This is a genomic window from Actinomycetota bacterium (genome assembly GCA_030684515.1).
Taxonomy (GTDB): domain Bacteria; phylum Actinomycetota; class Actinomycetes; order S36-B12; family S36-B12; genus UBA11398.
This window is the reverse complement of the sequence record JAUXVJ010000016.1, coordinates 26,261-47,798: the sequence shown is the minus strand read 5'-3', so window position 1 is coordinate 47,798 and position 21,538 is coordinate 26,261. Positions and strand designations below refer to the sequence as shown.

The following is a 21,538-nucleotide window of genomic DNA, read 5'->3' as shown; positions in this document are numbered from 1 at the left end:
GGGGTTCAGCCCAGCAGCGAGGCGCCGAGTGGCGCGTACAGAGTTGAGCGCTCCTGAACCGTGCGCCCGATCGGCTCAGCGATCGCCGCGAAGTCTTCAACGCTGATCCCCTGACCGTGCGTTGCACCGGCGGCTCGAGAGATGTTCTCATCCATCAAGGTTCCACCGAGGTCATTGACACCAGCGCGCAACAACTGCTGAGCACCGCTTGTGCCCAGCTTCACCCACGAGGCCTGCACATTGTCGATCCAGCCGTGATAGGCGATTCGCCCGACTGCATGCATCAGCACGGTTTCACGCCAGGTTGGACCACGACGCGCGCCCTTCTTCAAGTAGATCGGTGCGGCCATATGCACAAACGGCAGTGGGACGAACTCCGTAAAGCCAGCTGTGCGAGATTGCAGCTCGCGAGTGCGAATCAGGTGACGTGCCCAATGAACGGGTCGCTCAACTGAGCCGAACATGATCGTGACATTTGAGCGGAGCCCGACTTCGTGTGCAGTCTCGTGCACTTCCAGCCATTGGGCCGTATTGACCTTGTCTGGGCAGATGATCGCGCGAATCTCATCATCGAGGATCTCAGCAGCAGTACCGGGCAAGGACTTCAGGCCTGCTTCACGCAAGGAGGTGAGGAACTCCCGCAGTGGAATACCAAGCCGTCTGGCTCCTTCCCACACTTCAAGAGCAGAGAAGGCGTGCAAGTGCAGGCTCGGAGCTGCGTCGCGCACTCCCGCCAGAATGTCCAGATAGGTCTGCCCGTTGAAGTCCGGATGGATGCCGCCCTGCAGACACACTTCAGTGGCACCAAGCTCAACGGCCTCCACTGCACGAGCAACGACGTCGCCTGTGGTGAGCAGGTACGGGGCACCACGCAGGTTCAGCGTTGCCGGCCCTTTCGAGAACGCACAGAAGGTGCACTTGAAGGTGCACACGTTCGTGTAGTTGATGTTTCGATTGCGCACATAGGTCACCACATCCCCGGAGACTGCTGATCTCAATTCATCAGCGAGGCCAGCAACCGCAAGTACCTCGGCTCCGCGCGATTCGAACAAGGCAACGAGTTGGGCCTCATCTGGAACCTGGCCGGCGCGCACCCCAGCCAGGACCTCGCCCACAGCTCCGCCGACATCAGGAGCAGGGTTGTCTGCAATCAGGATGCCGGGCACCTGGTCTGAGCCTGAGTACCACGGAGTCGACCGACGACCGATCTGCACGACCTCTGGTCCGGTTCCGACATTGACTGCTTGGGCATAGCGTTCAGGAAAGAATGCGCCGGCATCGTCGCGGCCCAAGGCCTCAGCATCACCACGGTCCTGCACCGCGAAGTGCAGATCCGGATCGATCCACCGATCGGGATTGCGAGCGAACTCGGGGTGAATCGTCAGGCGTGGAACCAGCGCGCGGCCCGTGGCCTCAACGATCGTCCGCAGGTCCTGGATGTGCGGCCAAGGTCTTTCAGGATTCACGTGATCGGCAGTGATCGGTGAGATGCCGCCGAAATCATCGATGCCAGCCTCAAGCAGCGCGCCAGCATCTTCGACAAGGTTCGGCGGTGCCTGCACGTGCACGTCGGGCGGCAGGATCGCCCGGGCCAGCTCTATCGCGTCCAGGTGGTCTGCCTCAGGGCAGGCTGGCCACAGGCGCATGACAGTGTCTGACTTTGGCATGAAGTTCTGGACGATGACTTCCTGAACGTGTCCGTGCCGTTGGTGCGCGGCCGCAATCGCCTCAAGGGCTTCGATGCGATCCGCACGTGTCTCGCCAATGCCGACCAGGATGCCCGTTGTGAATGGAATCTGCAGTTCACCAGCGAACTCCAGGGTTGCCAGGCGTCGCTCTGGCGTCTTGTCAGGTGCACCTCGATGCGCGGCAAGGTCTCCGCGCAGAGTTTCAATCATCATGCCTTGACTTGGGGCAACCTTGCGAAGCCGCGCCAGGTCTTCGCGGGAGATAGCGCCGGCATTGGCGTGCGGCAGGAGGCCTGTCTCGTCAAGTACTGCTCGGCAGGCGGCTACGAGATAGTCGATGGTCGATGTGTATCCGTGTTCTTCAAGCCAAGCCTGGGCTACCGGATAGCGATCCTCAGGCGCCTCCCCCAGGGTGAACAAGGCTTCATGACATCCAACCTCGGCCCCTGCGCGAGCAATTTCCACCACCTGCTCGATCGTCAGATAAGGCGCGACATGTGCCGGCGATTGGGCAAAGGTGCAGTACCCGCAGCGATCACGACACAAGGTCGTCAACGGAATGAACACCTTGGGCGAATAGGTGACCCTCGTGGAACCCAAGAGCAGGCCGCTATTCATGTACTGCCGATGGTGGATGCACAAAGCCCTCCGGCTCAATCTGCAAGGTCGAATGAGCAATGTTGAAGTGCCCAACCAGGCACGACTGCAGGTCATTCAACAGGATGCCGGTATCGCATGCTGGCTGCTGGGTGCGCACGACCACGTGCGCACTCATGACCTCCTTGCCCGAAGTGATGGTCCAGGCATGCATGTCATGGACATCAACAACATTGGGTTGACCAAGAAGATGGGTGCGCACCTCACTGAGATCCAGATTGCGAGGCGTAGTCTCCAGCAGGATGTCCAGAGTCTCCTTCAGCAAGAGCCAGGCTCTGGGAACGATCATCAGGGCAACTGCAACAGAGGCCAGTGGATCGATCCGATCCCATCCCGTCAGCCAGATCACCACAGCTGCAACGATCACTGCGATCGACCCCAACAGGTCACCCATCATCTCAAGGTAGGCACCTTTGAGGTTCAGGTTCTGCTTCGCGCCAGCGCTCAATAGGCGCATGCCGACAATGTTGGCGATGAGTCCGATGGTCGCAAAGCCCAACATCAGTGGTCCATCAACGGATGACGGCTCCTGCCAGCGCTGCCAAGCCTCAAAGGTGATCCACCCGGCAACAAGGAAGAGCAGGAGCGAATTTGCGGCTGCTGCCAGGATCTCAAGGCGCTGCAAGCCGAAAGTGCGTTGCAGGGTGGCCGGACGCACTGCTAGCGAAAGGGCGATCAAAGAGATCAGCAGGCCTGTGACATCGGTGAGCATGTGACCGGCGTCGGCCAGCAGTGCCAAGGATCCCGAGACCAGCCCGCCGACAATAGAGATCACCAGAACACTTGCCGAAAGCAACAGTGCGTAGACCAGACGGCGACGCATCTGCCCCGTAGACATCCGTGGCACGCCAGAGGCGTGATGATGCGCGGTCACCTGTGAAGTATGGCTTAGGCGAAGGACAGGCTGCGCTTGGAAAGACCCCAGAAGAAACCGTCGATCTGCGTCGTGCCCGAAGTCGGATCATCGGCAGCACCCAAGGAGACGAATAGCGGGACGAAATGCTCCACAGTGGGATGGGCATACGGCAAGCCCGGTGCCTGCTGGAGGTATCCGGCCAGGGTGTCCAGATCGCCAGCCTGCAGAGCTGTCTGGACCCATGAATCAAAGTCGGAAGACCAGGATGGGACCGCTCCACTGATCATGCTGGCGTCGATGTACGGAAGTCCGTGCGTCATGAAGCCTGAACCGATGATCAGCACGCCTTCGCTGCGCAGAGCCTTCAACCGCTCTCCAACATTCAGAAGCAGGGACGGATCATGCGTGGGAAGACTGACTTGGACCACAGGCACATCAGCCAGCGGATACATCACCTTCAGTGGTACCCACGTGCCGTGGTCAATGCCGCGGCTGCTCTGGCGGACTGCCCCAAGCCCTGACAGCTCGTCCACTACCCGCTTGGTCAATCTCGCAGCATCGGGAGTTGCGTACTTCATCTTGTAGAAGCGCGGATGAAAACCTCCGAAGTCATACACCAAAGGAGTGCTCGGACCTGCTGCCGTCACGGCGATGGGTCGCGCCTCCCAGTGGGCGCTGACGCTCACAATTCCGGTCGGCTTAGGCATGCGCAAGGCCCAAGCATGCAATTGGCTCATCCAGAGTGGGTCATCGAACAGCGGAGGGGCTCCATGGCTCAAGAACACGCTCGGCAATGCACCGTCCACCCAAGCCGATTGCTCGGAACTTGCGAGCAATGCGTCCGCCTCAAAGAGGTCAAATGCCTCGCCGCCCTCACTTGCCATGATGCCTCCCGAAATACTTTCGATAACCCGTCCAACAGCGTGGCTGTCCAGTATGTTCCATGAGAATGCAGCCCTTCAGGTGGGCGACTAGAGAGGATTCAATGGAAGACGAAGGCGCGCCTGGCTGGCAGCGCAATAACTACGCCTCCATGTTCGCGGTATTCCTTCTGTGCATCACCTTTTCTTTCACCATCCCATTCCTGCCGCTCTACATTCAGGATCTGGATCCCACCCTCACCGGCGAGGAAGCTGCCTTGTGGGCAGGCATCGCCACCGCTCTGGGCGGTGTTGGGGCCTTTGTGTCCGGACCAATCTGGGGAATCCTGGGTGATCGGTACGGACGCAAGCCCATGCTTATTCGCGCCTGCTTCGGAGGTGCAATCGGCCTCACGTTGTTCGGATTTGCCACCAACATCTGGCAGGTCGTAGCTATCCGCACCTTCATCGGAGTGATGGCCGGCGCCCCCGCGGCGGCAATGGCGCTCATCGCTGCCGGCACTCCAGCCGCGCGACTGCCCAAAGCTTTGGGCCAGTTCCAGGGCGCAACCCTGGGCGGCATCGCTCTTGGACCAGTCATTGCCGCCGTGTTCATCGCCGGATTCGGCTATCGGCCAACCTTTGTCGTAGCCGGCATCCTGATGTTCTCTGGGGCACTCGTGACCGTCTTCATGATCAAGGAGCCAACTCGCGCCCTGGCAGCCAAGCCTGGGTCGGGAGGCAAGAGCTTGCGCACAGTGCTGCATTCGCCGCTTGCCTGGGCCGCACTGATGCTGGTGTTGCTGCTCAGTTTCGCTGCGCCCATGGTCCAGCCAGTACTGCCAACCTACGTCCTTTCCATCCTGCCCTCAGGCGCCAATGGCACAGTGATCATTGGCTGGATTTTCTTTGGCATGTCGGCGGCCAGCGCCATTGCAGCCGTATACGCAGGTCGCCTCATCTCGCGTGCCGGGCTTCAACGGATACTGTTGATCTCAGCTGTAGGCATCGCCGTGTTCCTTATTCCGATGGCCTTCGTCAACACCGTGCTCGCGCTGGCGCTGTTTGCCATCTGCATGTCGCTCTTCCAGGGCTTGCTCACCACCAGCGCTGTCTCGCTATTGCCGACCGTTGTCACTGCTGCTGCACTCAGTTCGATGTTTGGGCTGTACCAGAGTGTGCAGGCACTCTCGTCCCAGCTAGGGCCGGCTCTGGGTGGGGTCATTGCTGTGCAATACGGCTACCAAGCCGTGTTCATCATTGCAGCCGCGGCGCTCCTGCTGCTCGGCCTTCCGATGTTCCTGGTCTTCAAGAAGGTCGCAGCGAAATACCCACTCGAAGTCGAACCCGAAGAAATCCATCAGATCGAGCCGCACCTTGAAGCTGCGGACCAGACTCAGATTGAGAAGTCGGTCGACTCCCAAACTCCATCAACAGGTCGATAAATACCCAGCGGCGAGGCATGCCCGTTGACTTCAGTCTCGAGTATCTGAACCCGAGCTAGGAGCTCTTGCACGGCACTGCCAACCGGGTCAGGTGCATTGCGGTCCTGCGCATCGAATCTGGGTCGAGCGGTGTGCACCCCAGCGCGCGCAACTACCTGCCCGGGAACACCGACCACCACTGAATCGTGATCAACGGATCGCACAAGTACTGCGTTGGCGCCAATCCGCGAATCCGATCCGACCTCAATATCGCCAAGAATCTTGGCACCGGCTCCAATCGTCACGCGATCACCGACGGTTGGGTGTCGTTTGCCGTGATTCAAGCTCGTACCACCGAGAGTGACGCCGTGATAGATCGTCACGTCAGCACCGACGATCGCAGTTTCTCCGATGACAACGCCAGCCCCATGGTCGATGAATACCCGAGGCCCCAGAGTCGCACCCGGATGAATCTCGATGCCTGTCAGCGCGCGAGCCGCTTGCGAGACTGCTCGTGCTGGCAGGAACGCACCGGCACTCCATAGGTGATTGCTCACTCGATGCGCCCACACTGCATGGACGCCTGGATACAGGAGCGCCACCTCTGCGGCTGAACGCGCGGCGGGATCTCGTTCGAGAACTGATTGGACGTCCTCGCGAGCTTGCTCGAGAAAGTTCAGGACACTCTGGGGAAGTCGCACTGAGGTTCGCTTGCTGTTCAGTCGCCGAGGCCGGCGAACAGTGCCGTGGACAAGTAGCGCTCACCGAACGACGGAATGATCACCACGATCAGCTTGCCGGCGTTTTCGCGTCGCCTGGCAACCTCGGCAGCAGCCCACAGCGCAGCACCCGATGAGATGCCAACGAGCAGCCCTTCTTCGGTTGCTGCTCGGCGGGCTGTCATCAGGGCATCATCTGCCGACACCTGCACCACCTCGTCGTAGACATCGGTGTCCAGGATCTCTGGGACAAAGCCCGCGCCAATGCCCTGGATGGGATGCGGCCCTTTTTGGCCTCCGGACAGCACTGGAGATGCCGCGGGTTCCACAGCAATGACTTGCACTTCTGGTCGGCGCTCCTTGAGCACCTGACCGACGCCTGTGATCGTTCCGCCAGTCCCGACGCCAGCGATCAGGATGTCGACCTGACCATCTGTGTCATTCCAGATTTCTTCCGCGGTCGTTGCGCGGTGGATCGCCGGGTTGGCGGGATTCTGGAACTGCTGCGGCATGAAGTACTTGGGATCTGAGTCGGCCAGCTCCTTGGCGCGAGCAATAGCGCCACCCATGCCCTCAGGTCCTGGAGTCAGAATCAATTCAGCGCCATAGCCGCGAAGCAGCATCCGACGTTCAATGCTCATGGTCTCCGGCATGGTCAGCACGATCTTGATGCCACGTGCTGCACACACCATCGCCAAGGCGATACCGGTGTTGCCGCTGGTGGGTTCAACAATCACGGTGTCGGGACCAATCAAGCCAGCGGCCTGGGCGGCATCGATCATGGAAAGCCCGATGCGGTCCTTCACCGAGTTGGCAGGGTTGAAGAACTCCAGCTTCGCAGCAACGGTTGCCTCAGCCCCATCGGTGATGTTCCGAATTCTCACAAGCGGGGTGTTGCCGATCAGTTCTGTGATGTCATTGGCGATTCGCATGGCCAAATCATGCACGCTTGGCGATCGCTATGACAGCGGACCCCGTGAACTCGGGCAAAAATCTATGCGGCCGACCATAATTGGCGATATGACTGAGTCCAGCGACACCACTTTGAGCTCACATGTGCGCACTGAATCTGTTGCTGATCGAGTCGAGGCCGGAAAGCGAGCGCGCAAGGAGCATCCGCGCAGCACGATCGGAAATTGGCAGCCGGCCGCAAACAGACCAGACCCGGTGCAGTTGCTGCGCGAGCAGGAAGCCAATCGTGTGCCCGAACTCATCCCCATCCGACATGCCCGCATGGCAGTCAGCCCTTTTACCTTCTACCGAGGCACTGCCGCAGTCATGGCCTACGACCTGGGGACCTACCCCAATTCAGGCTTGACAACCCAATTGTGTGGAGATGCCCACCTGTCCAATTTCGGGGTCTTCGGCAGTCCGGATCGATCAGTGCTTTTTGACATCAATGACTTTGACGAGACGCATCCGGGCAGCTTCGACTGGGACGTGGCTCGCATGGTTGCCTCCTTCTACATTGCCGCTACTGACAATCAGTTCAGCATCGCCGACCGCCGAACGGCCACACTCACCGCCGCCACTTCATACCGGCTCGCGATGGCGCAGTACGCCGGCATGAATGACCTCGACATGTGGTACTCGCGAGTTGATGCGGAATTTCTGCTCAACCTCGCGCAGACACAAGGCGGCAACAAGGCAGCAAAGAACATGGATCGCACTCTGGCGAAGGCCCGCAGTCGCGACCGGTGGTCAGCAATCAACAAACTCACTGTCGAAGTCGATGGCGTGCGCCAGTTTGTCAATGACCCACCCCTCCTCGTGCGCCTGCCCATGGATGGCGCAATGTGGGATGTCATCAATGGCGTCTTCGATCAATACCGTCTGACCCTGCACGACGACCGACGCGAACTCTTGCGCAGATACCGAATCATAGATTTCGCGCACAAGGTCGTCGGCGTGGGCAGCGTGGGACTTCGTGCATTTGTCGTACTGCTGCAGGGCCGCGACCCACAGGATCTCCTCGTGCTTCAGGTAAAGGAGGCCGTCAACAGTGTGCTTGAGCCGTACGCGGCACACTCGCTCTTCAAGGATCAAGGACACCGCGTCGTGGCTGGTCAGCGACTAATGCAGGCAGCCAGCGATGTGTTTCTTGGCTGGCTCGTTGGCCCTGGTGGTCGGCACTTCTACGTGCGCCAACTGCGAGACATGAAGTGGTCACCGGAGATCGCCAACCTCAATCCCCGCACACTGGCCGGCTACGCACAAATCTGCGGCAAGACCCTCGCGCGTGGGCATGCCCGCACAGGCGACTCAATAAAGATCGCCTCGTATCTGGGCACCAGTGACGTCTTTGATCAGTCGATGCTCGCATTCTCAGAAAACTACGCTTTGCAAGTCGAAGCTGACTTCACAGGATTCAAGTCCGCTCTTGAAGACGGCACAATGGCGAATTCTTCAGACGAGAACGCCTCAGTGCAAGAAAGCCTGATGCATGGAGCCGGCATCATGCGTGAGCAAGCGCCCCAAGGCTAGGACCACTACGCAGCCACGGGCTTGACCTGCGAACTCCCAGGCTGCACCTCGGGGATGCGCGAGGTGAACACCAAGGATGCCATCGCAAGGATGGCCAGCACGCCCAGCGCGGCATCCAGCCCTTGCACCCGGGCTGCTTGATTCTCCATAACGACGGCGTCTGTTACTTCAGGGCTTGCGCCGGCTTCCAACATCGCGGCCTCCAACTGAGTGTCAGAAAGGAACGGCACGCCGCTTGCGAGTTCAACGCCTGCCTGCTGTTGCACGCTCTCGGGAACCTGCTCGTTTGACTGGATGCCCGCGATCAGCGAGCCAGTAAGCACAGCAATCAGTATCGAACCGGCCAATGCGGTTCCAAGTGAAGCTCCCAGATTCGTTGCAGTGTTCTGCAATCCCCCGACCTCACCACTGCGCTCATCGGACACACCCGAGACCGTCACGCTGCCCAGCTGCGAGGCCAACGAGCCCATGCCCAAACCCAAGAGGGTCAATGGCAACGCGACAACGGCCGCTGTGGAGTTGATGTCAATTCCGGCAAGCAGCGCCAAGATGCCCAGCAACATCAAGGTCACACCTATACGAACAACTCGACGAGGCGAAACCATCGGCCACAATTTCGGTATTGCCACTGCTGCCAACAGCAAGGAAATGGACAGGGGCATGAGTCGAATGCCCGTGTCGATCGCCGAGAGTTCCAAGACCACTGACAGGTACAGCGGGATGACGAAGAACACTCCGGACTGCAACAGAAATTGAAAGAAGAACATGATGAGACCGCCATTGAGCTGCCTGGAGGCAAAGATGTCGGCGCGCACCAAGGGCTCTCGTCCCGCGGCGAGTACTCGATGCTCCCATTGGAAGAACAGCCAGACAATCATTGACCCGACGAGGATCAACCAAAAGCTGGGCGACAGGCCAGCAATCGATGGGCCGTCAGCCTTGGGATTAATCCATCCCCATTCGCTGGTACGCAGCACTCCGTACACGGCAAGTCCCAGCCCTGCCACCGAAAGCAGGGTGCCAATGAAGTCCAAGGGCTTCTTGGATTCAACGGGCGCGTCCGCAATCCGCCGGGAAAGCAGCAAGATGACGGCAACGATGATGCTCTCACTGAAGAACACCCATCTCCACGACAAGTACGTCGTCGCGGCGCCACCGATCAGCGGTCCCAGCGCTACGGCGATTGCTCCCGCTGCAGCAATCAGGCCGTAGGCACGCGGCCGTTCCTTTGCCTGAAAATTCGTTGCTACGAGGCCAACGATGGCGGGCATGATCAGTGCTGCGCCGATTCCTTCGAGCAAAGACCAGCCGATGAGCAATGTCGTGAGGTTCTGCGAAAGACCTGTGATGAAGGATCCAATGGCGTAAATCACGCAGCCAATAGCGAAGGCATTTCGCCTGCCGATATTGCTGCCAATCTTTCCTCCTGTGATCATCAGGCTCGCCATCACAAGCGTGTACATGGTGATGGCTGTTTGGATGCCGGTGATTGATGTGCCCAGGTCTTCGGCCACTGTTGCCATGGACACATTCATCACTGAACTGTCCAATGTCATCAGGAATTGGCCGGCTCCCAGAGTGAGCAACACCAATCCCGAAGCAGCACCAACTGCCGCCCTGCGTGTGGACATCCTGCCCCCTTGACAATTCGACCGTGAACAAGAGGAACCCTATTGATCTGTACGTGAGTCGCGGCTGATTTGCTGGCTTGCACTCATAGAGTCGCAGCTGTGAATAACGCGCCGTCGCGAGAGATAGGTGAACGCCGACTCCCAATGGCGCTAGCAGTTCTGGCCGTCGGCGGTCTTGTGTTGATAGTTCCCGAAGAATTCCGGCTTTCCAACGCCCTGCACTACGCATACTGCGGACTGCTGATCATCATGCTTCTCGTACTCGTCATCGGCGACCCCGGTCGAATCGACAAGGATCACCGATGGTTGCGCATAGTCAGCGGAGCGCTCATTGCGCTGATCACAGTCCTCACTGTGCTCTCAGCGGGGCGCTTAGTCCTGGGAATCCTGCAACACGCCGACTTCGCCACGCCAGCTCAGCTCCTGATCATTGGTGGCGCGATCTGGACTATCAACGTGATCGCATTTGCCCTCTGGTACTGGCACCTCGATTCCGGCGGTCCGGCAGCCCGTGCGCGAGGCGAACTGAGTACACAACCGGCTTTCATCTTTCCTGAGCAGAGCATTCCACGCCTGATATCCCAAGGCTGGTATCCCAAGTTCGTTGACTACCTGGCGCTCTCCTTCAATACGGCACTGGCCTTCAGCCCCACTGATGTCGCAGCCATTCGGCATTGGCCAAAGCTGTGCATGATTCTTGAGTCGCTGATCTCACTCATCCTCGTCGCACTTGTGCTCGCAAGGGCTGTCAACGTTCTGTAGCCAATAGAGTGACAAGCATGGCGTCCGAACACCAGGACCATGCAGACGAGCATGACCATGCACATGGCCACGAACATTCGACTTCACTGCTTGCCCGGATCCGCAGCCTGTTCGTTGGCCACAGCCACGATGCTGCTGACTCCTTCGACTCCGCGCTTGATTCCAGCGCAGCTGGCATTCGCGCCGTCAAACTCAGCCTGCTTGCATTGCTGGTCACCGCATCCATTCAAGCATCGGTCGTCGTGCTCACCAGCTCAGTGGCCTTGCTTGCCGACACGATCCACAACCTCTCCGACGCGCTGACCGCCATCCCGCTGTGGATCGCCTTCTCACTCAGTCGGCGACCGGCCACTCGTCGCTACACCTACGGATTTGGCCGCGCCGAGGATCTCGCCGGAATCTTCATCTTCTTGATGATCGCGCTTTCTGCCGCAATCGCCGGCTATGAATCGATCCGCCGGTTGATGAACCCCCAAGAGGTGTCCTACCTCGGGGCATTGATAGCCGCTGGCCTTATTGGCTTTGCAGGCAATGAACTGGTGGCCATCTATCGGATCCGCGTTGGTCGACGGATCGGCTCGGCCGCGTTGGTGGCTGACGGCCTGCATGCTCGAACGGATGCGCTCACATCACTGGCAGTGGTAGTCGGTGCACTCGGGGTGCTGCTCGGCTTCCCTGCGGCCGATCCGATTGTCGGCCTCGTCGTGACGGCCGCAATTCTGGTGGTGCTCTGGCAAGCCATGCGCGACATCTACCGACGACTCATGGATGCAACCGACCCTGAGTTGATTGGGGAGGTGGAGCAGATCCTGGCGAAGACTCCCGGGATCATCGGCGTCGACAAAGTCCAAATGCGGTGGATTGGTCATCGTCTGCACATGGAGATTGCCATCACCGCGGATCCCAATCTCAGCCTGATAGCAGCTCATCACATTGCGCATGAAGCCGAGCATGCATTGCTCCACAGCATTGCGCGCATCGATGAGGTTCAGGTGCACGTTGGCCCGCTCGAGGTCGATGGACCTCAATTCCACTCCGGCATCGAGCATCACAGAAACTGACGCACAGCGATGGGACTAGGCCGTTGAGACTTGCTCCTGCGGATTGTCCCCAAGGCCCGGTGCAACCTTGTTCAACTGGGCATCAACGGCCACCCGGATGAGGTAGCCGATAACAGCGCCAATGATCGCAAACGGTGCGATTGCTGCTCCGGCACCGCCGACAAGGAGCGCACCGAGCAGGGCCGCGGTCGCCGGTAGTCGAAGCATGGCCGCAGCAGTGGCCCCAATGCCGGCGGCAGCCATGGCGCTGACAGAGTGCGAGGGAAGTATGAGTACCGCGAGAACTCCCACAGCCACACCCAAGAACGTGGCTGGGAAGATCGGACCTCCGCGAAAGCCGCCACCCAAGGCAACTGCATAGGCAAGGGCCTTGCCCAGCAGAATGACAATCACCGCCACTATTGATGTCTCCTGAACCAACTGCGCCATGCCGGTGTTTCCGCTGAACAGGATCTGATCTTGGGCAATATCAAAGCCCTCTTGTGCAATCAACAGCACGATCGCAGTGACAGCAGTTGCGACATATAGGCCCAACGCAACTTTCTTGGATGAGAACTTCTCGAATCTCAATGCGCCTTGCCGCACTGCAATCGCGATGAGTCCGCCAACGATCGCAACCAGAATCGCCACAACAATGTCCCACGGCTGCACACTCGTGTACGCCGGCATTCCCGGAACCGACAAGCCATGCTCCCCAAGACCGGGGATGTTCCAGATGCCGATTTGGACCAAGTAGGAGCAGGCCAGTGCCAGCATTGCCGGTGCGATGAGAAGAGCCGGCACCATCCCCATCGCAGCGAATTCAAGAATCATGAATCCGGCCACAAAGGGATTGCCAAGCACCGCACCAAGCGCAGCTGCGCCGCCAAGGAACATCATGGCCATTCGGGCTTCAGGCGCCGCCTTGCGCCCAAGAATTGCGCCGATCGCGCTGCCAAGCACGATAAGCGGAGCTTCAGGACCCAGGACGAAGCCGAAGACCAGCGTTGCCACTGCAGCCAAGATCACCGACGGCACCATGCTGAGTGGGTCGTCGAAATGAAATCCGGTGAGCGGCCCTGTCCCTGTTGACCCGGGTAGCCGCTTGGCCAGCGCCACAAGGCTTGCGCCTACGAACAACAGCGCAGCAGCCAGCCACCACGGTGCCGAATCCATTCCCATGGAATCAGGCAGTTCTACAAAGAACCACTCCTGACCCTGATCAACAACCCACAGCAGTGCTGAGCCGGCTATGGCAGCCAGCACGCCTAGAACGACGGCAAGACTGAGGAGTCGGATGACTTGAGATTGTGAAGGAGTGTCCATGCGGCCGCTTTCGTGTGTCGAGGCAGCACGACCCTACTTGCCGATGCGCTACTTCTTGCGCGACTTGCGCAGGTTTTGGCTGCGCTCATGCATGTCGAGATATGCGTCAAGGCTCACCGCCGCAATAGCTTCGGCAACAACATCAAGGGGAAGATCCTCAAGAGTGCGGAAGCGAACGCACGATTTGCCCATATCCAAGCGCTTGCCTGATGCGCGATATGCAGATTCAAACTTCTTGCTCAAATCTTCACTGCCGTAGACAGACATCAAGTACAAGGCGCAGTACTGCTTCTGCGAAGCCAATCCTGCGTACGACAGTGGCTGGCCGTTGTAGGTATCGGGCACAGTGGACAGTGGTATCTCGTAGCTGATCATTCCCCAGTTCATTGTCTCCACAATGCCATCGGGAAGATTCGCAAGCACCACTGCACGAACCGCTGCAATAACGTCGCGTCGATCAGTTGGAAGCTCGCTGATGTACTGATCGACCGAAGTGGCTTCACTGCGCATTTGCTCAGGCTACTGGCGAATGCAGCGATTGCGTCCGCGGAACCTAGAGGCTTGTCACTGCTTCGTGATGTTCCAAACGAGGATTGCGCGGGAAGGTACCGGTCTGCGACACATGCCCAAGATTGACGATCAGGAAGGACTTCTGCGCAGTCCCGTTGAAGAACTCTGCATCCACACCGGCCGAATCGAATCCACCCATAGGTCCGACATCAAGCCCAACGGTCCGTGCAGCCAGGATGAAATAGCCCGCCTGAATGTTGGCATTGAAGGTGGCTGCCTTGGCACGAGCGTCTGCGTCTTCAAAGCGAGCTTTGGCGTCCGGGCTCTGCGGGAGCAGCCGCGGCAGATGCTCATGGAAGTCAGTGTCGGCAGCCAGGATGGCAACCACTGGAGCCGAAAGCGACTTCGGCCGGTTCGCTTCGTACAAATGCGGGATCAGGCGAGACTTTGCCTCGTCTGATCGCAAGTAGGTGATGCGAAGAGGCTGCGAGTTCATCGCTGTAGGGGCGTGTCGCACCAAGTCATAGATCTCAGCAAGCTCAGCATCGCTCACGAGATCGGGGGTGAAGTGGTAGGCGGTGTGGGCTCGGCGAAACAGACGTTCGGATGCGGACTGGCTCACAGGGTTGGTCTCAAGGCTGACAATGGTGCTCATGGCGTTCTCCTTGCTTTGGCGGACTTGTGGACCGCGTCGAGATCAACTGGTAGTTGAGACTTCAACTATACAATGCAGTTGAATGTTCAAGCAAATTGGAGACGACCATCGACAGCGGAACGGACAAGGAGGCAGACATGGCTATCGAGGTGCGCGACAACCCGGACGAGGCCAGATTTGAGATCTATGCGCAAGGAGTGCGTGCGGGCCTGGTTGACTACACGATTTCCGGTGACCGCATCACATTGACGCACACCGAGACCTCCCCCGAATTCGCCGGGCGCGGTTTGGCCAAACAACTCATCACCTTTGCCCTGGACCAAGCGCGCGAGCGCCGGCTCCAAGTGCTGCCGATCTGCCCGTATGCACTTCGCGTCATCACTGAGAATCAGGATGCGTATCTGCATCTTGTGCCGGCTGACGCCCGCGCTCAGTTCGAGCTGCCGGACCGTTGACCGGCATCCACTTGGGGCTCACGGCCACCGTTGCTCTCGCGACTTGTGAGGCATACCCCGAACTCGACATCGATGACCAGTTGCTGCTTGCACCCCTGCGCGAACTCGGTGTCGAACCGATCATCGCGGTGTGGAATGACACCGAAGTCGACTGGGCGCAATTCGATCTGGTCCTCATCCGCTCGACTTGGGACTACACGCAGCACCACACCGAGTTCTTGCGCTGGGCGCTGAGAGTCGAATCAGTTTCGACACTCCTGAACCCGGTGCCAGTGATTGCCTGGAGTTCGGACAAGACCTACCTCCGCGACCTGGAGCGGGCAGGAGTTCCGATTGTCCCGACCACGTTCGTCACCCCTGGGCAGACGTGGAGATTTCCAACCGGTGAGTTCGTCGTGAAACCAACAATTTCGGCAGGGTCACGCAACACCCTTCGATTGAGCAGCACGAACTCCGCTGCCGGTGACGAAGCCATTGCCGCGCTGCACGCCCAAAATCGGATCGCGATGATTCAGCCGTACTTCCACAGCGTTGACGTGGAAGCCGAGACCGCAATCATCTTCTTTGAAGGTGAGTTCTCGCACGCGATCAGCAAGGCGGCATTGCTGCCCCTGGACGAGTCCTCGCAGGTGTTCGAACGTGGACTGTTTCTCCAGGAGAAGATTGCCACGCGCGCTGCTCGCGCCGACCAGTTGTCGGTGGCCAAGGCCGCACTTGCATGCGCGCCCCAAGGATGGCTCTACGCCCGGGTGGATCTCATCGACGACCAAGCGGGTAATCCTGCGGTGCTCGAACTGGAGATGGTCGAACCCTCGCTCTTTCTCGGAATCCATGAGCAACTGACCTCGAGTCCATCCCAGAGTCTGGCCCGCCACCTCGTCGCGCGGATGACATCTGCTGTGCTTTAGGCAAGCGAGAGCGGATTCGGAGTCGGCGGCTCGATGAGGAACAAGGTGTTGCGGTCAGTGTGCTCAAAGCCAACGGTGCGATCCGGCAACTTCAAGGTTGCGCACTCGTCATAACTCCACGATCCGTCGTGATTGGCTGTCACCGTCATTCGGAAGTCCGTGGTGGTGAAGTTGTCGTCCAGAAATGGGCTCGAGGCAATGCCATACGTCATTGATCCGCGACTGGCCTGAATCTTGAAAACTCGCGCATCTGTGTCACACCGGCCACTGGCGAGCAGCACTTGAGCCCGGGGGATCGCCAAGGTCATGGTGACGGTGTGAGTAGCGGGCTCCCAGAGCCAGTAACCCACTTGTTCGTGGAACATCGCCACATCCCCGGTCTTTCGGATGTGCGAGTGATACCTCAGCCCATACAGGAGCTGCGGTCCGTTGGTTTGAAAATCTATGGGTTGTGCCTCGTAGCGCTCAACATAGAGTTCCGTTTCCGGACCATCGGCAACGGGATGTACATCATGACCTCGAACTCCTTCCCAGACACCGGCGAGCGCGCGAAGAGGGCCCAAATTGGCAAGAGTGTCCGGACTGCCTTCGGGTTCGGTGTAAATGTCCATAGTCCAATTGTCTCTTGGACCAAGCGCCTCTAGGTGATGGAAGCCGCGTAGATGCTGGCAATAGTTGCATCCAAGGTCTGATCGAATTCAGCCTGTGTCTGTTGCGCGGACAAGCCTTCCGTCAGCGCCCGCGAGAAACTGGCGATGACGCCATGGTTGCTCGTCAGCTTGGCATCCGCCTCTTCTCGTGTGTAGCCGCCCGACAAGGCAACTACCCGCAGCACTCTTGGATGATTAACCAGCGAAGTGTAGAAATCGGCCTCATCTGGCAGGGTCAACTTGAGCATGACTGACTGATCTGCTGGTAGCGCATCAAGGTGCTGGGTCAGGGCAGCGAGCAGCTGGACTTCAGCAGCGCCCTTTTCTGCACTGTGAATATCGACTTCCGGCTCGATGATTGGCACTAGGCCTGCGCGAAGAATCTGCGCTCCAATCTCAAACTGCTGTTCAACAAGGGACTGAATCCCCGCATCATTTGCGAGCTTGATCACCGAACGCATCTTGGTGCCAAAGACACCATGACCCACAGCGCGGTCCAGTAGCGGGCCAAGATCGGGCATGGGCTTCATGAGTTGAACGCCATCGGCATCGTCGGCAAGACCCTTGTCTACTTTCAAGAACGGCACCACCTGCTTGACTCCCCACAGATACTCGGCTGTGCCCTGGCCATCGATCTGACGATCCATCGTCATCTCAAAGAGGATCGCACCGAGGATCCGATCACCACCGAATGAAGGGCTGGTGATGATGCGACTGCGCATCTGATGGATGCAGTCGTACATCTCCGCGTCATTTGAGTACGCCGAGGAATCCAGGCCATAGAGCGAAAGGGCCTTGGGCGTGCTACCACCGCTTTGATCGAGCGCGGCAATGAAACCCTTGCCCGACTTCATCTTCTCGAATTGAGCTTGATTCACAATCGTCTCCTCATAATGATCCGAGTTCGACATTCTCGTCGCCCAAGGCCACGCTATCGACCGGAGTGCCCCGGTGAATCAGTTCGCGAATCGGATCCACAACATCCCAGATGTTCGCGTTCATCCCTGCCTGGACTTTTCCTTCGCGAAGCCAGAAGGCAATGAAGGCGCCAGCATTCAAGTCTCCTCGAATGACGACCTCGTCGAAGTCTCCAGGAGCGGTATAGCCCACATACTCCAGCCCGAGGTCATATTGATCGCTGTAGAAATACGGGAGACGGTCGTACACCGCAACTTGACCCATCATCCCCTTCACAGCGACTGCCGGCATATTCAAGGCGTTGGCCCAATGCTCGACTCGGATATGCGAACCGATACGTGGGTTGAACGCATTGGCCACATCCCCTGCTGCATAGATGTCTGGGTCACTCGTGCGTAGATGCTCGTCGACGACAATGCCATTGTCGACTTCAAGCCCAGCGGATTCAGCAAGCGCTACGGCGGGTGTGATGCCGACGCCGACAATCACCATGTCGGCCGCGATCAGGCTGCCATCGCCCAGGCGCACTCCGGTGACTCGACCATCGATTCCAACGATCTCATCCACAATGACGTTGAGGCGAAGGTCAACTCCGTTCTTGCGCTGCACGTCGGCAAAGACCTGACCCACTTGCTCTCCAACGATGCCGACCAGCGGCAATGAGGCCGACTCAAGAATGGTCACATCCAGCCCGGCGGCACGAGCTGCTGCTGCCGTCTCAAGCCCGATCCACCCGGCACCGATGACGACCACACTCTTGGACAAGGCAAAGGCCGACTTGATGGCCTCGCTGTCTTCGATCTCTCGCAGATAGAACACTCCTGAGAGTTCAGCCCCCGGGATGCTCAACTTCCTGGGGAAGGATCCGGTGGCGAGCAGGAGCTTGTCGTAGGGCAGCGTGGTTCCGTCACTCATGGTGACGATGCGCGATGCCTTGTCAACGGCCACCGCTTCTGAATCTCGCTTCAACTCAACAGAGTGCTCGGCGTACCACTCCAGGGGATGCACGAAGACGCTCTCCCGCGCATCCTTGCCCATCAAGAAGCCCTTGGACAGTGGCGGACGCTCGTACGGCAGGTGCGATTCCTTGGTCACAATGGTGATCGAGCCTTCGAAGCCATTGGCGCGCAGCGCTTCGGCAGCTTTGGCCCCAGCCAGACCGCCTCCGACAATTACAAAATTGGAAGTCATCCAGCTATCGAACCACAGTCATGCTGCCCGGTTCACTAGTACGAGCGACGCCCGGGCAGGTATCGACCCCAAGACGCCAAGGCGAGGTCTCGAATTCACAGAAGATTCACCATGTGCGTGAACGCCCGCGGCGCCGTCTGCGCAGTGGGCACGATTGCACTTCGCAAAGAGTTGCGCTTCGCAGCGAACAACAAGGACGACGTCATTACTCGGTACGAACGCGTGATGCGCTGCCAATCACGTTCATACTGGCCAAGATCGTGTGCAAGCACGCGGGAAACCGCAGCATGCGCTTGTTCAAATCCAATCCGAAGACCCTCGCCAGTGAGCGCATCGACGTACCCCGCTGCATCGCCAATCAAGATGGCGCGACCAGCGCGCCGCTGGCCAACCCGCACGTTCATGGGCCCGGCACCACGAGCGCTGCTCGTCCGAGGTGCGTTCTTCAATCGCCAAGCCAGCGAAGGAACTTGCGAGATCGTGAAGTCGAGATCCAAAGGCGCAGAACCAAGTACTGCCACACCAACAGTGGCCTCATCAATCGGTGTCACATACAGCTCGGCATGTGGCAGCCAATAGACCTCAACGACCTTCGTCCACGGTGCAACTTCAAAGTGCTGACGAATGCCGAAGCGATGCCAATTGCCGGTGACCGCAGGGATCTTCAATGCCGAGCGGACCTGCGAGTGCAAGCCGTCGGCGCCAACCAGATACCTCGCAGTCCACCTGCCTGCCCGAATACTGTCCGACTCCTGCACAACTTCGGTGATGCGGTCTTCGGCGAACTGGACACCCAGATCTCTGGCCCGGCCCTGCATGAGTGTCTGCAAGATGGTTCTGCGTACTCCCCGGCCCGGGCCGGCACTGAAGTGGGCAAGGGCTGAGTGACCCGGAGAGATGTATCGGATACCGGTGAACTCCAGCCCTGGAGGATCCACACCCATTTCGGCCAACCGCGCAACGGCGCTAGGCATCAATCCCTCGCCGCATGCTTTGTCGACTGGTGACGCGCGAGGGTCCAGCACCTGTACTTCCAGTCCCTTTTGAGCCGCATCAATAGCAAAGGCAAGCCCCACCGGCCCAGCACCGGCTACGAGAACGTCGATCATGCGGCACTCGCCGGTAGAGTCGCCAGCGCGTGATTCTCAACTCGCAGCCGAACCATGAGCAGCGGCACATTCAGCAAGGTGAAAATGGCAGCCGTCACCCAGGCAAAGCCCACGAGCGGAAGAGCGATCCCCTCAATCACCACAGCGACGTAATTGGGATGGCTCAGAAACCGGTAGGGCCCACTCGTGACGCGCGGAAGCCCAGGAACGATGACAACCAACGTGTTCCAACGTTTGCCGAGAGTCGCGATGCACCACCAGCGCAGACCCTGCGCCGCGAGTACGACGGCGAACATCGCCCACGAAAGTGCAGCAATCAGCGGCTTTTGCCAGATCCATACTTCAAGGAGTGCGCCGACGAGAAGAAATACATGGAGGGCGACCATGAATGGATAGTGCGATCTGCCGAATTCAATTCCACCGCGAGCGAAACTCCATTGCAGGTTGCGTTTGGACACTCGCAACTCGATGATCCGCTCTACCGAAACCAGCACGATCAAGAGCGTGAAAGCCCAGTAGCCGAGCACTACTTCACCACTCCAACAACACGAGTTCGGCACAGAATCCGGGCCCCATGGCCATGACCACACCTGGCGTTCGGCTCGGCGGCTGCTCCATGCCACACCCGTGCATGGTGTCGCGAAGCACATGCAGCACTGAAGCGGAAGACAGATTGCCGATTGCCGCAAGCGAACGCCACGTGACGTCAAGCTGACTTGCGTCAAGCTCGAGGCTTGATTCAATGGCTTGCAGCACGCGAGGCCCTCCCGGATGACATACCCAGCGCGTCACATCGCCGAGCGCACGACCCTGACTCGTCAGGAAAGCATCTACGTCCTCTCGCAGGTATTGGCTGATCACATCGCCCACCCCCGCTGAGAGCACGACTCGAAAGCCGCGCTCACTTATATCCCACCCCATGGTTCGCTCGGTCCGGGGATACAGCCGACTGCGTGACGCAAGTACCCGTGGACCTGTCAGCCCCAGCTCCTTCGCGCGATCGGCACCAACCATGATCACTGCGGCCGCCCCGTCGCCGAAGAGTCCGCTGGCGACGATATTCGGCATCGAATAGTCATCACGTTGAACCGTGAGAGAGCAGAGCTCAACTGACAGCAGCAACGCAATGTCGTGTGGGTGACCAAGGAGATAGTCGTGTATTCGAGCAATGCCAGCCGCCCCGGCGACACACCCGAGACCAAAAATTGGGAGGCGCTTGATGTCCTCGCGAAAGCCCACTCGAGCGACAAGTTGGGCATCCAGGGACGGTGTGGCAATGCCCGTAACTGAGGTGGACATAACGAGGTCAATATCGCGAGCGTCGAGCCCCACCTCCTGAAGTGCCCCGTTGATTGCTGCTTCCCCAAGGTCCAGAGCCACCCGAATGAATGCATCATTGGCTTCACCGAAGCCAGAAAGCTGCGCATATTCATCGAGCGGGATAGCCAGATTGCGAAATTCAATTCCCGTGGCAAGGTGAATTCGTTCAATGAGCGGCCGGTGCTCGCCCGTGGGTGACACCACTTCAGCAAAAGCCGCTGTGATCTCCGCCTGTGGATACCGATGAGGAGCCAACTGGCCGTGAACTGCCGCAATGACACTCAACACAGACATCCCTGAAAACTTGGCATACCTGAGCGTATGGCTTTGGCAGACCGGCGGGCTAATACCGCTAATGATTGGACACTGCCACAA

General features: G+C 58.9%; 21 protein-coding genes. 6 read left to right on the top strand and 15 right to left on the bottom strand.

From position 1 onward, the window contains the following. Positions 1–5 precede the first annotated feature (5 nt). Genes cofH through Q8M73_06700 form a run of 3 tightly spaced genes read right to left on the bottom strand, consistent with a single transcriptional unit; the run spans position 6 to position 4,085 of the window. A complete protein-coding gene (gene cofH / locus Q8M73_06710) occupies positions 6–2,306 on the bottom strand; it encodes a 5-amino-6-(D-ribitylamino)uracil--L-tyrosine 4-hydroxyphenyl transferase CofH (GenBank protein MDP2288241.1) in 2,301 nt (766 codons plus the stop codon). Then, positions 2,299–3,219 (bottom strand): cation diffusion facilitator family transporter, encoded by a 921-nt coding sequence (locus tag Q8M73_06705; GenBank protein MDP2288240.1) that lies wholly within the window; start codon positions 3,217–3,219, stop codon positions 2,299–2,301. Before Q8M73_06705 ends, cofH begins: the two co-directional genes overlap by 8 nt. A 14-nt stretch (positions 3,220–3,233) precedes the next feature. After that, positions 3,234–4,085, bottom strand: a complete 852-nt coding sequence (locus Q8M73_06700) for a class III extradiol ring-cleavage dioxygenase (protein ID MDP2288239.1) — start codon at positions 4,083–4,085, stop codon at positions 3,234–3,236. A 101-nt stretch (positions 4,086–4,186) separates the two neighbouring features. Between Q8M73_06700 and Q8M73_06695 the strand changes: the two genes are divergently transcribed. Then, positions 4,187–5,506 carry an MFS transporter gene (locus Q8M73_06695; GenBank protein ID MDP2288238.1) on the top strand — a complete coding sequence of 440 codons (1,320 nt, stop codon included), beginning with the start codon at positions 4,187–4,189 and terminating at the stop codon, positions 5,504–5,506. Here the strand turns inward: Q8M73_06695 and cysE are convergent. Continuing rightward, a complete protein-coding gene (cysE, locus tag Q8M73_06690; protein ID MDP2288237.1) occupies positions 5,458–6,186 on the bottom strand; it encodes a serine O-acetyltransferase in 729 nt (242 codons plus the stop codon). The genes Q8M73_06695 and cysE overlap by 49 nt on opposite strands. Positions 6,187–6,203: 17 nt before the next feature. Further along, on the bottom strand, positions 6,204–7,136 hold the full coding sequence (cysK, locus tag Q8M73_06685; GenBank protein ID MDP2288236.1) for a cysteine synthase A: 933 nt from the start codon (positions 7,134–7,136) through the stop codon (positions 6,204–6,206). Positions 7,137–7,224: 88 nt separating this feature from the next. On the opposite strand from cysK, the gene Q8M73_06680 reads away from it, so the two are divergent. Beyond that, entirely contained in the window at positions 7,225–8,688 is a 1,464-nt protein-coding gene (locus tag Q8M73_06680) for a DUF2252 domain-containing protein (protein MDP2288235.1), read from the top strand. A gap of 5 nt (positions 8,689–8,693) precedes the next feature. Here Q8M73_06680 and Q8M73_06675 read toward each other — a convergent pair whose 3' ends face one another. After that, complete coding sequence (locus tag Q8M73_06675; GenBank protein ID MDP2288234.1) at positions 8,694–10,319, bottom strand: MFS transporter; 1,626 nt, start codon at positions 10,317–10,319, stop codon at positions 8,694–8,696. A 99-nt stretch (positions 10,320–10,418) separates the two neighbouring features. On the opposite strand from Q8M73_06675, the gene Q8M73_06670 reads away from it, so the two are divergent. Both Q8M73_06670 and Q8M73_06665 read left to right on the top strand, forming a co-directional pair. Further along, positions 10,419–11,081: a hypothetical protein gene (locus Q8M73_06670; protein ID MDP2288233.1), complete on the top strand. Its 663-nt coding sequence runs from the start codon at positions 10,419–10,421 to the stop codon at positions 11,079–11,081. A gap of 17 nt (positions 11,082–11,098) precedes the next feature. Next, positions 11,099–12,142, top strand: a complete 1,044-nt coding sequence (locus tag Q8M73_06665; GenBank protein ID MDP2288232.1) for a cation diffusion facilitator family transporter — start codon at positions 11,099–11,101, stop codon at positions 12,140–12,142. Positions 12,143–12,157: 15 nt separating this feature from the next. Here the strand turns inward: Q8M73_06665 and Q8M73_06660 are convergent, their stop codons facing one another. From Q8M73_06660 to Q8M73_06650, 3 genes are read right to left on the bottom strand one after another with little or no spacing between them, the layout of a single operon-like run. After that, complete coding sequence (locus tag Q8M73_06660) at positions 12,158–13,447, bottom strand: chloride channel protein (protein ID MDP2288231.1); 1,290 nt, start codon at positions 13,445–13,447, stop codon at positions 12,158–12,160. A gap of 48 nt (positions 13,448–13,495) precedes the next feature. After that, a complete protein-coding gene (locus Q8M73_06655; GenBank protein ID MDP2288230.1) occupies positions 13,496–13,957 on the bottom strand; it encodes a DUF1801 domain-containing protein in 462 nt (153 codons plus the stop codon). Between the two features lie 43 nt (positions 13,958–14,000). Further along, positions 14,001–14,612: a malonic semialdehyde reductase gene (locus Q8M73_06650; protein ID MDP2288229.1), complete on the bottom strand. Its 612-nt coding sequence runs from the start codon at positions 14,610–14,612 to the stop codon at positions 14,001–14,003. Positions 14,613–14,707: 95 nt separating this feature from the next. Between Q8M73_06650 and Q8M73_06645 the strand changes: the two genes are divergently transcribed. Together Q8M73_06645 and Q8M73_06640 are read left to right on the top strand one after the other, a co-directional pair. Beyond that, positions 14,708–15,067 carry a GNAT family N-acetyltransferase gene (locus Q8M73_06645; protein ID MDP2288228.1) on the top strand — a complete coding sequence of 120 codons (360 nt, stop codon included), beginning with the start codon at positions 14,708–14,710 and terminating at the stop codon, positions 15,065–15,067. Then, positions 15,064–15,975, top strand: a complete 912-nt coding sequence (locus Q8M73_06640; GenBank protein MDP2288227.1) for a hypothetical protein — start codon at positions 15,064–15,066, stop codon at positions 15,973–15,975. Before Q8M73_06645 ends, Q8M73_06640 begins: the two co-directional genes overlap by 4 nt. Here Q8M73_06640 and Q8M73_06635 read toward each other — a convergent pair. From Q8M73_06635 to Q8M73_06610, 6 genes are all read right to left on the bottom strand, one after another. Beyond that, complete coding sequence (locus tag Q8M73_06635) at positions 15,972–16,586, bottom strand: heme-binding beta-barrel domain-containing protein (protein ID MDP2288226.1); 615 nt, start codon at positions 16,584–16,586, stop codon at positions 15,972–15,974. The genes Q8M73_06640 and Q8M73_06635 overlap by 4 nt on opposite strands. Before the next feature lie 29 nt (positions 16,587–16,615). Beyond that, the gene (locus Q8M73_06630; protein MDP2288225.1) at positions 16,616–17,503 is read right to left on the bottom strand and encodes a fructose bisphosphate aldolase; all 888 of its coding nucleotides are present in this window, start codon (positions 17,501–17,503) and stop codon (positions 16,616–16,618) included. Between the two features lie 10 nt (positions 17,504–17,513). Further along, on the bottom strand, positions 17,514–18,734 hold the full coding sequence (locus Q8M73_06625; GenBank protein MDP2288224.1) for an FAD-dependent oxidoreductase: 1,221 nt from the start codon (positions 18,732–18,734) through the stop codon (positions 17,514–17,516). 95 nt (positions 18,735–18,829) lie between these two features. After that, entirely contained in the window at positions 18,830–19,843 is a 1,014-nt protein-coding gene (locus Q8M73_06620; protein ID MDP2288223.1) for an NAD(P)/FAD-dependent oxidoreductase, read from the bottom strand. Further along, positions 19,840–20,370 (bottom strand): isoprenylcysteine carboxylmethyltransferase family protein, encoded by a 531-nt coding sequence (locus tag Q8M73_06615; protein ID MDP2288222.1) that lies wholly within the window; start codon positions 20,368–20,370, stop codon positions 19,840–19,842. The genes Q8M73_06620 and Q8M73_06615 overlap by 4 nt, the downstream gene beginning before the upstream one ends. Before the next feature lie 4 nt (positions 20,371–20,374). After that, on the bottom strand, positions 20,375–21,448 hold the full coding sequence (locus Q8M73_06610; protein MDP2288221.1) for a type III polyketide synthase: 1,074 nt from the start codon (positions 21,446–21,448) through the stop codon (positions 20,375–20,377). Between the last annotated feature and the right edge of the window lie 90 nt (positions 21,449–21,538).

What these genes read in the sequence shown, in the direction of transcription:
- cofH (MDP2288241.1), bottom strand. Translation starts at nt 2,306, where the DNA reads ATGAATAGCGGCCTGCTCTTGGGTTCCACGAGGGTCACCTATTCGCCC.
- Q8M73_06700 (MDP2288239.1), bottom strand. Translation starts at nt 4,085, where the DNA reads ATGGCAAGTGAGGGCGGCGAGGCATTTGACCTCTTTGAGGCGGACGCA.
- Q8M73_06695 (MDP2288238.1), top strand. Translation starts at nt 4,187, where the DNA reads ATGGAAGACGAAGGCGCGCCTGGCTGGCAGCGCAATAACTACGCCTCC.
- cysK (MDP2288236.1), bottom strand. Translation starts at nt 7,136, where the DNA reads ATGCGAATCGCCAATGACATCACAGAACTGATCGGCAACACCCCGCTT.
- Q8M73_06680 (MDP2288235.1), top strand. Translation starts at nt 7,225, where the DNA reads ATGACTGAGTCCAGCGACACCACTTTGAGCTCACATGTGCGCACTGAA.
- Q8M73_06675 (MDP2288234.1), bottom strand. Translation starts at nt 10,319, where the DNA reads ATGTCCACACGCAGGGCGGCAGTTGGTGCTGCTTCGGGATTGGTGTTG.
- Q8M73_06665 (MDP2288232.1), top strand. Translation starts at nt 11,099, where the DNA reads ATGGCGTCCGAACACCAGGACCATGCAGACGAGCATGACCATGCACAT.
- Q8M73_06660 (MDP2288231.1), bottom strand. Translation starts at nt 13,447, where the DNA reads ATGGACACTCCTTCACAATCTCAAGTCATCCGACTCCTCAGTCTTGCC.
- Q8M73_06655 (MDP2288230.1), bottom strand. Translation starts at nt 13,957, where the DNA reads ATGCGCAGTGAAGCCACTTCGGTCGATCAGTACATCAGCGAGCTTCCA.
- Q8M73_06650 (MDP2288229.1), bottom strand. Translation starts at nt 14,612, where the DNA reads ATGAGCACCATTGTCAGCCTTGAGACCAACCCTGTGAGCCAGTCCGCA.
- Q8M73_06635 (MDP2288226.1), bottom strand. Translation starts at nt 16,586, where the DNA reads ATGGACATTTACACCGAACCCGAAGGCAGTCCGGACACTCTTGCCAAT.
- Q8M73_06625 (MDP2288224.1), bottom strand. Translation starts at nt 18,734, where the DNA reads ATGACTTCCAATTTTGTAATTGTCGGAGGCGGTCTGGCTGGGGCCAAA.
- Q8M73_06620 (MDP2288223.1), bottom strand. Translation starts at nt 19,843, where the DNA reads ATGATCGACGTTCTCGTAGCCGGTGCTGGGCCGGTGGGGCTTGCCTTT.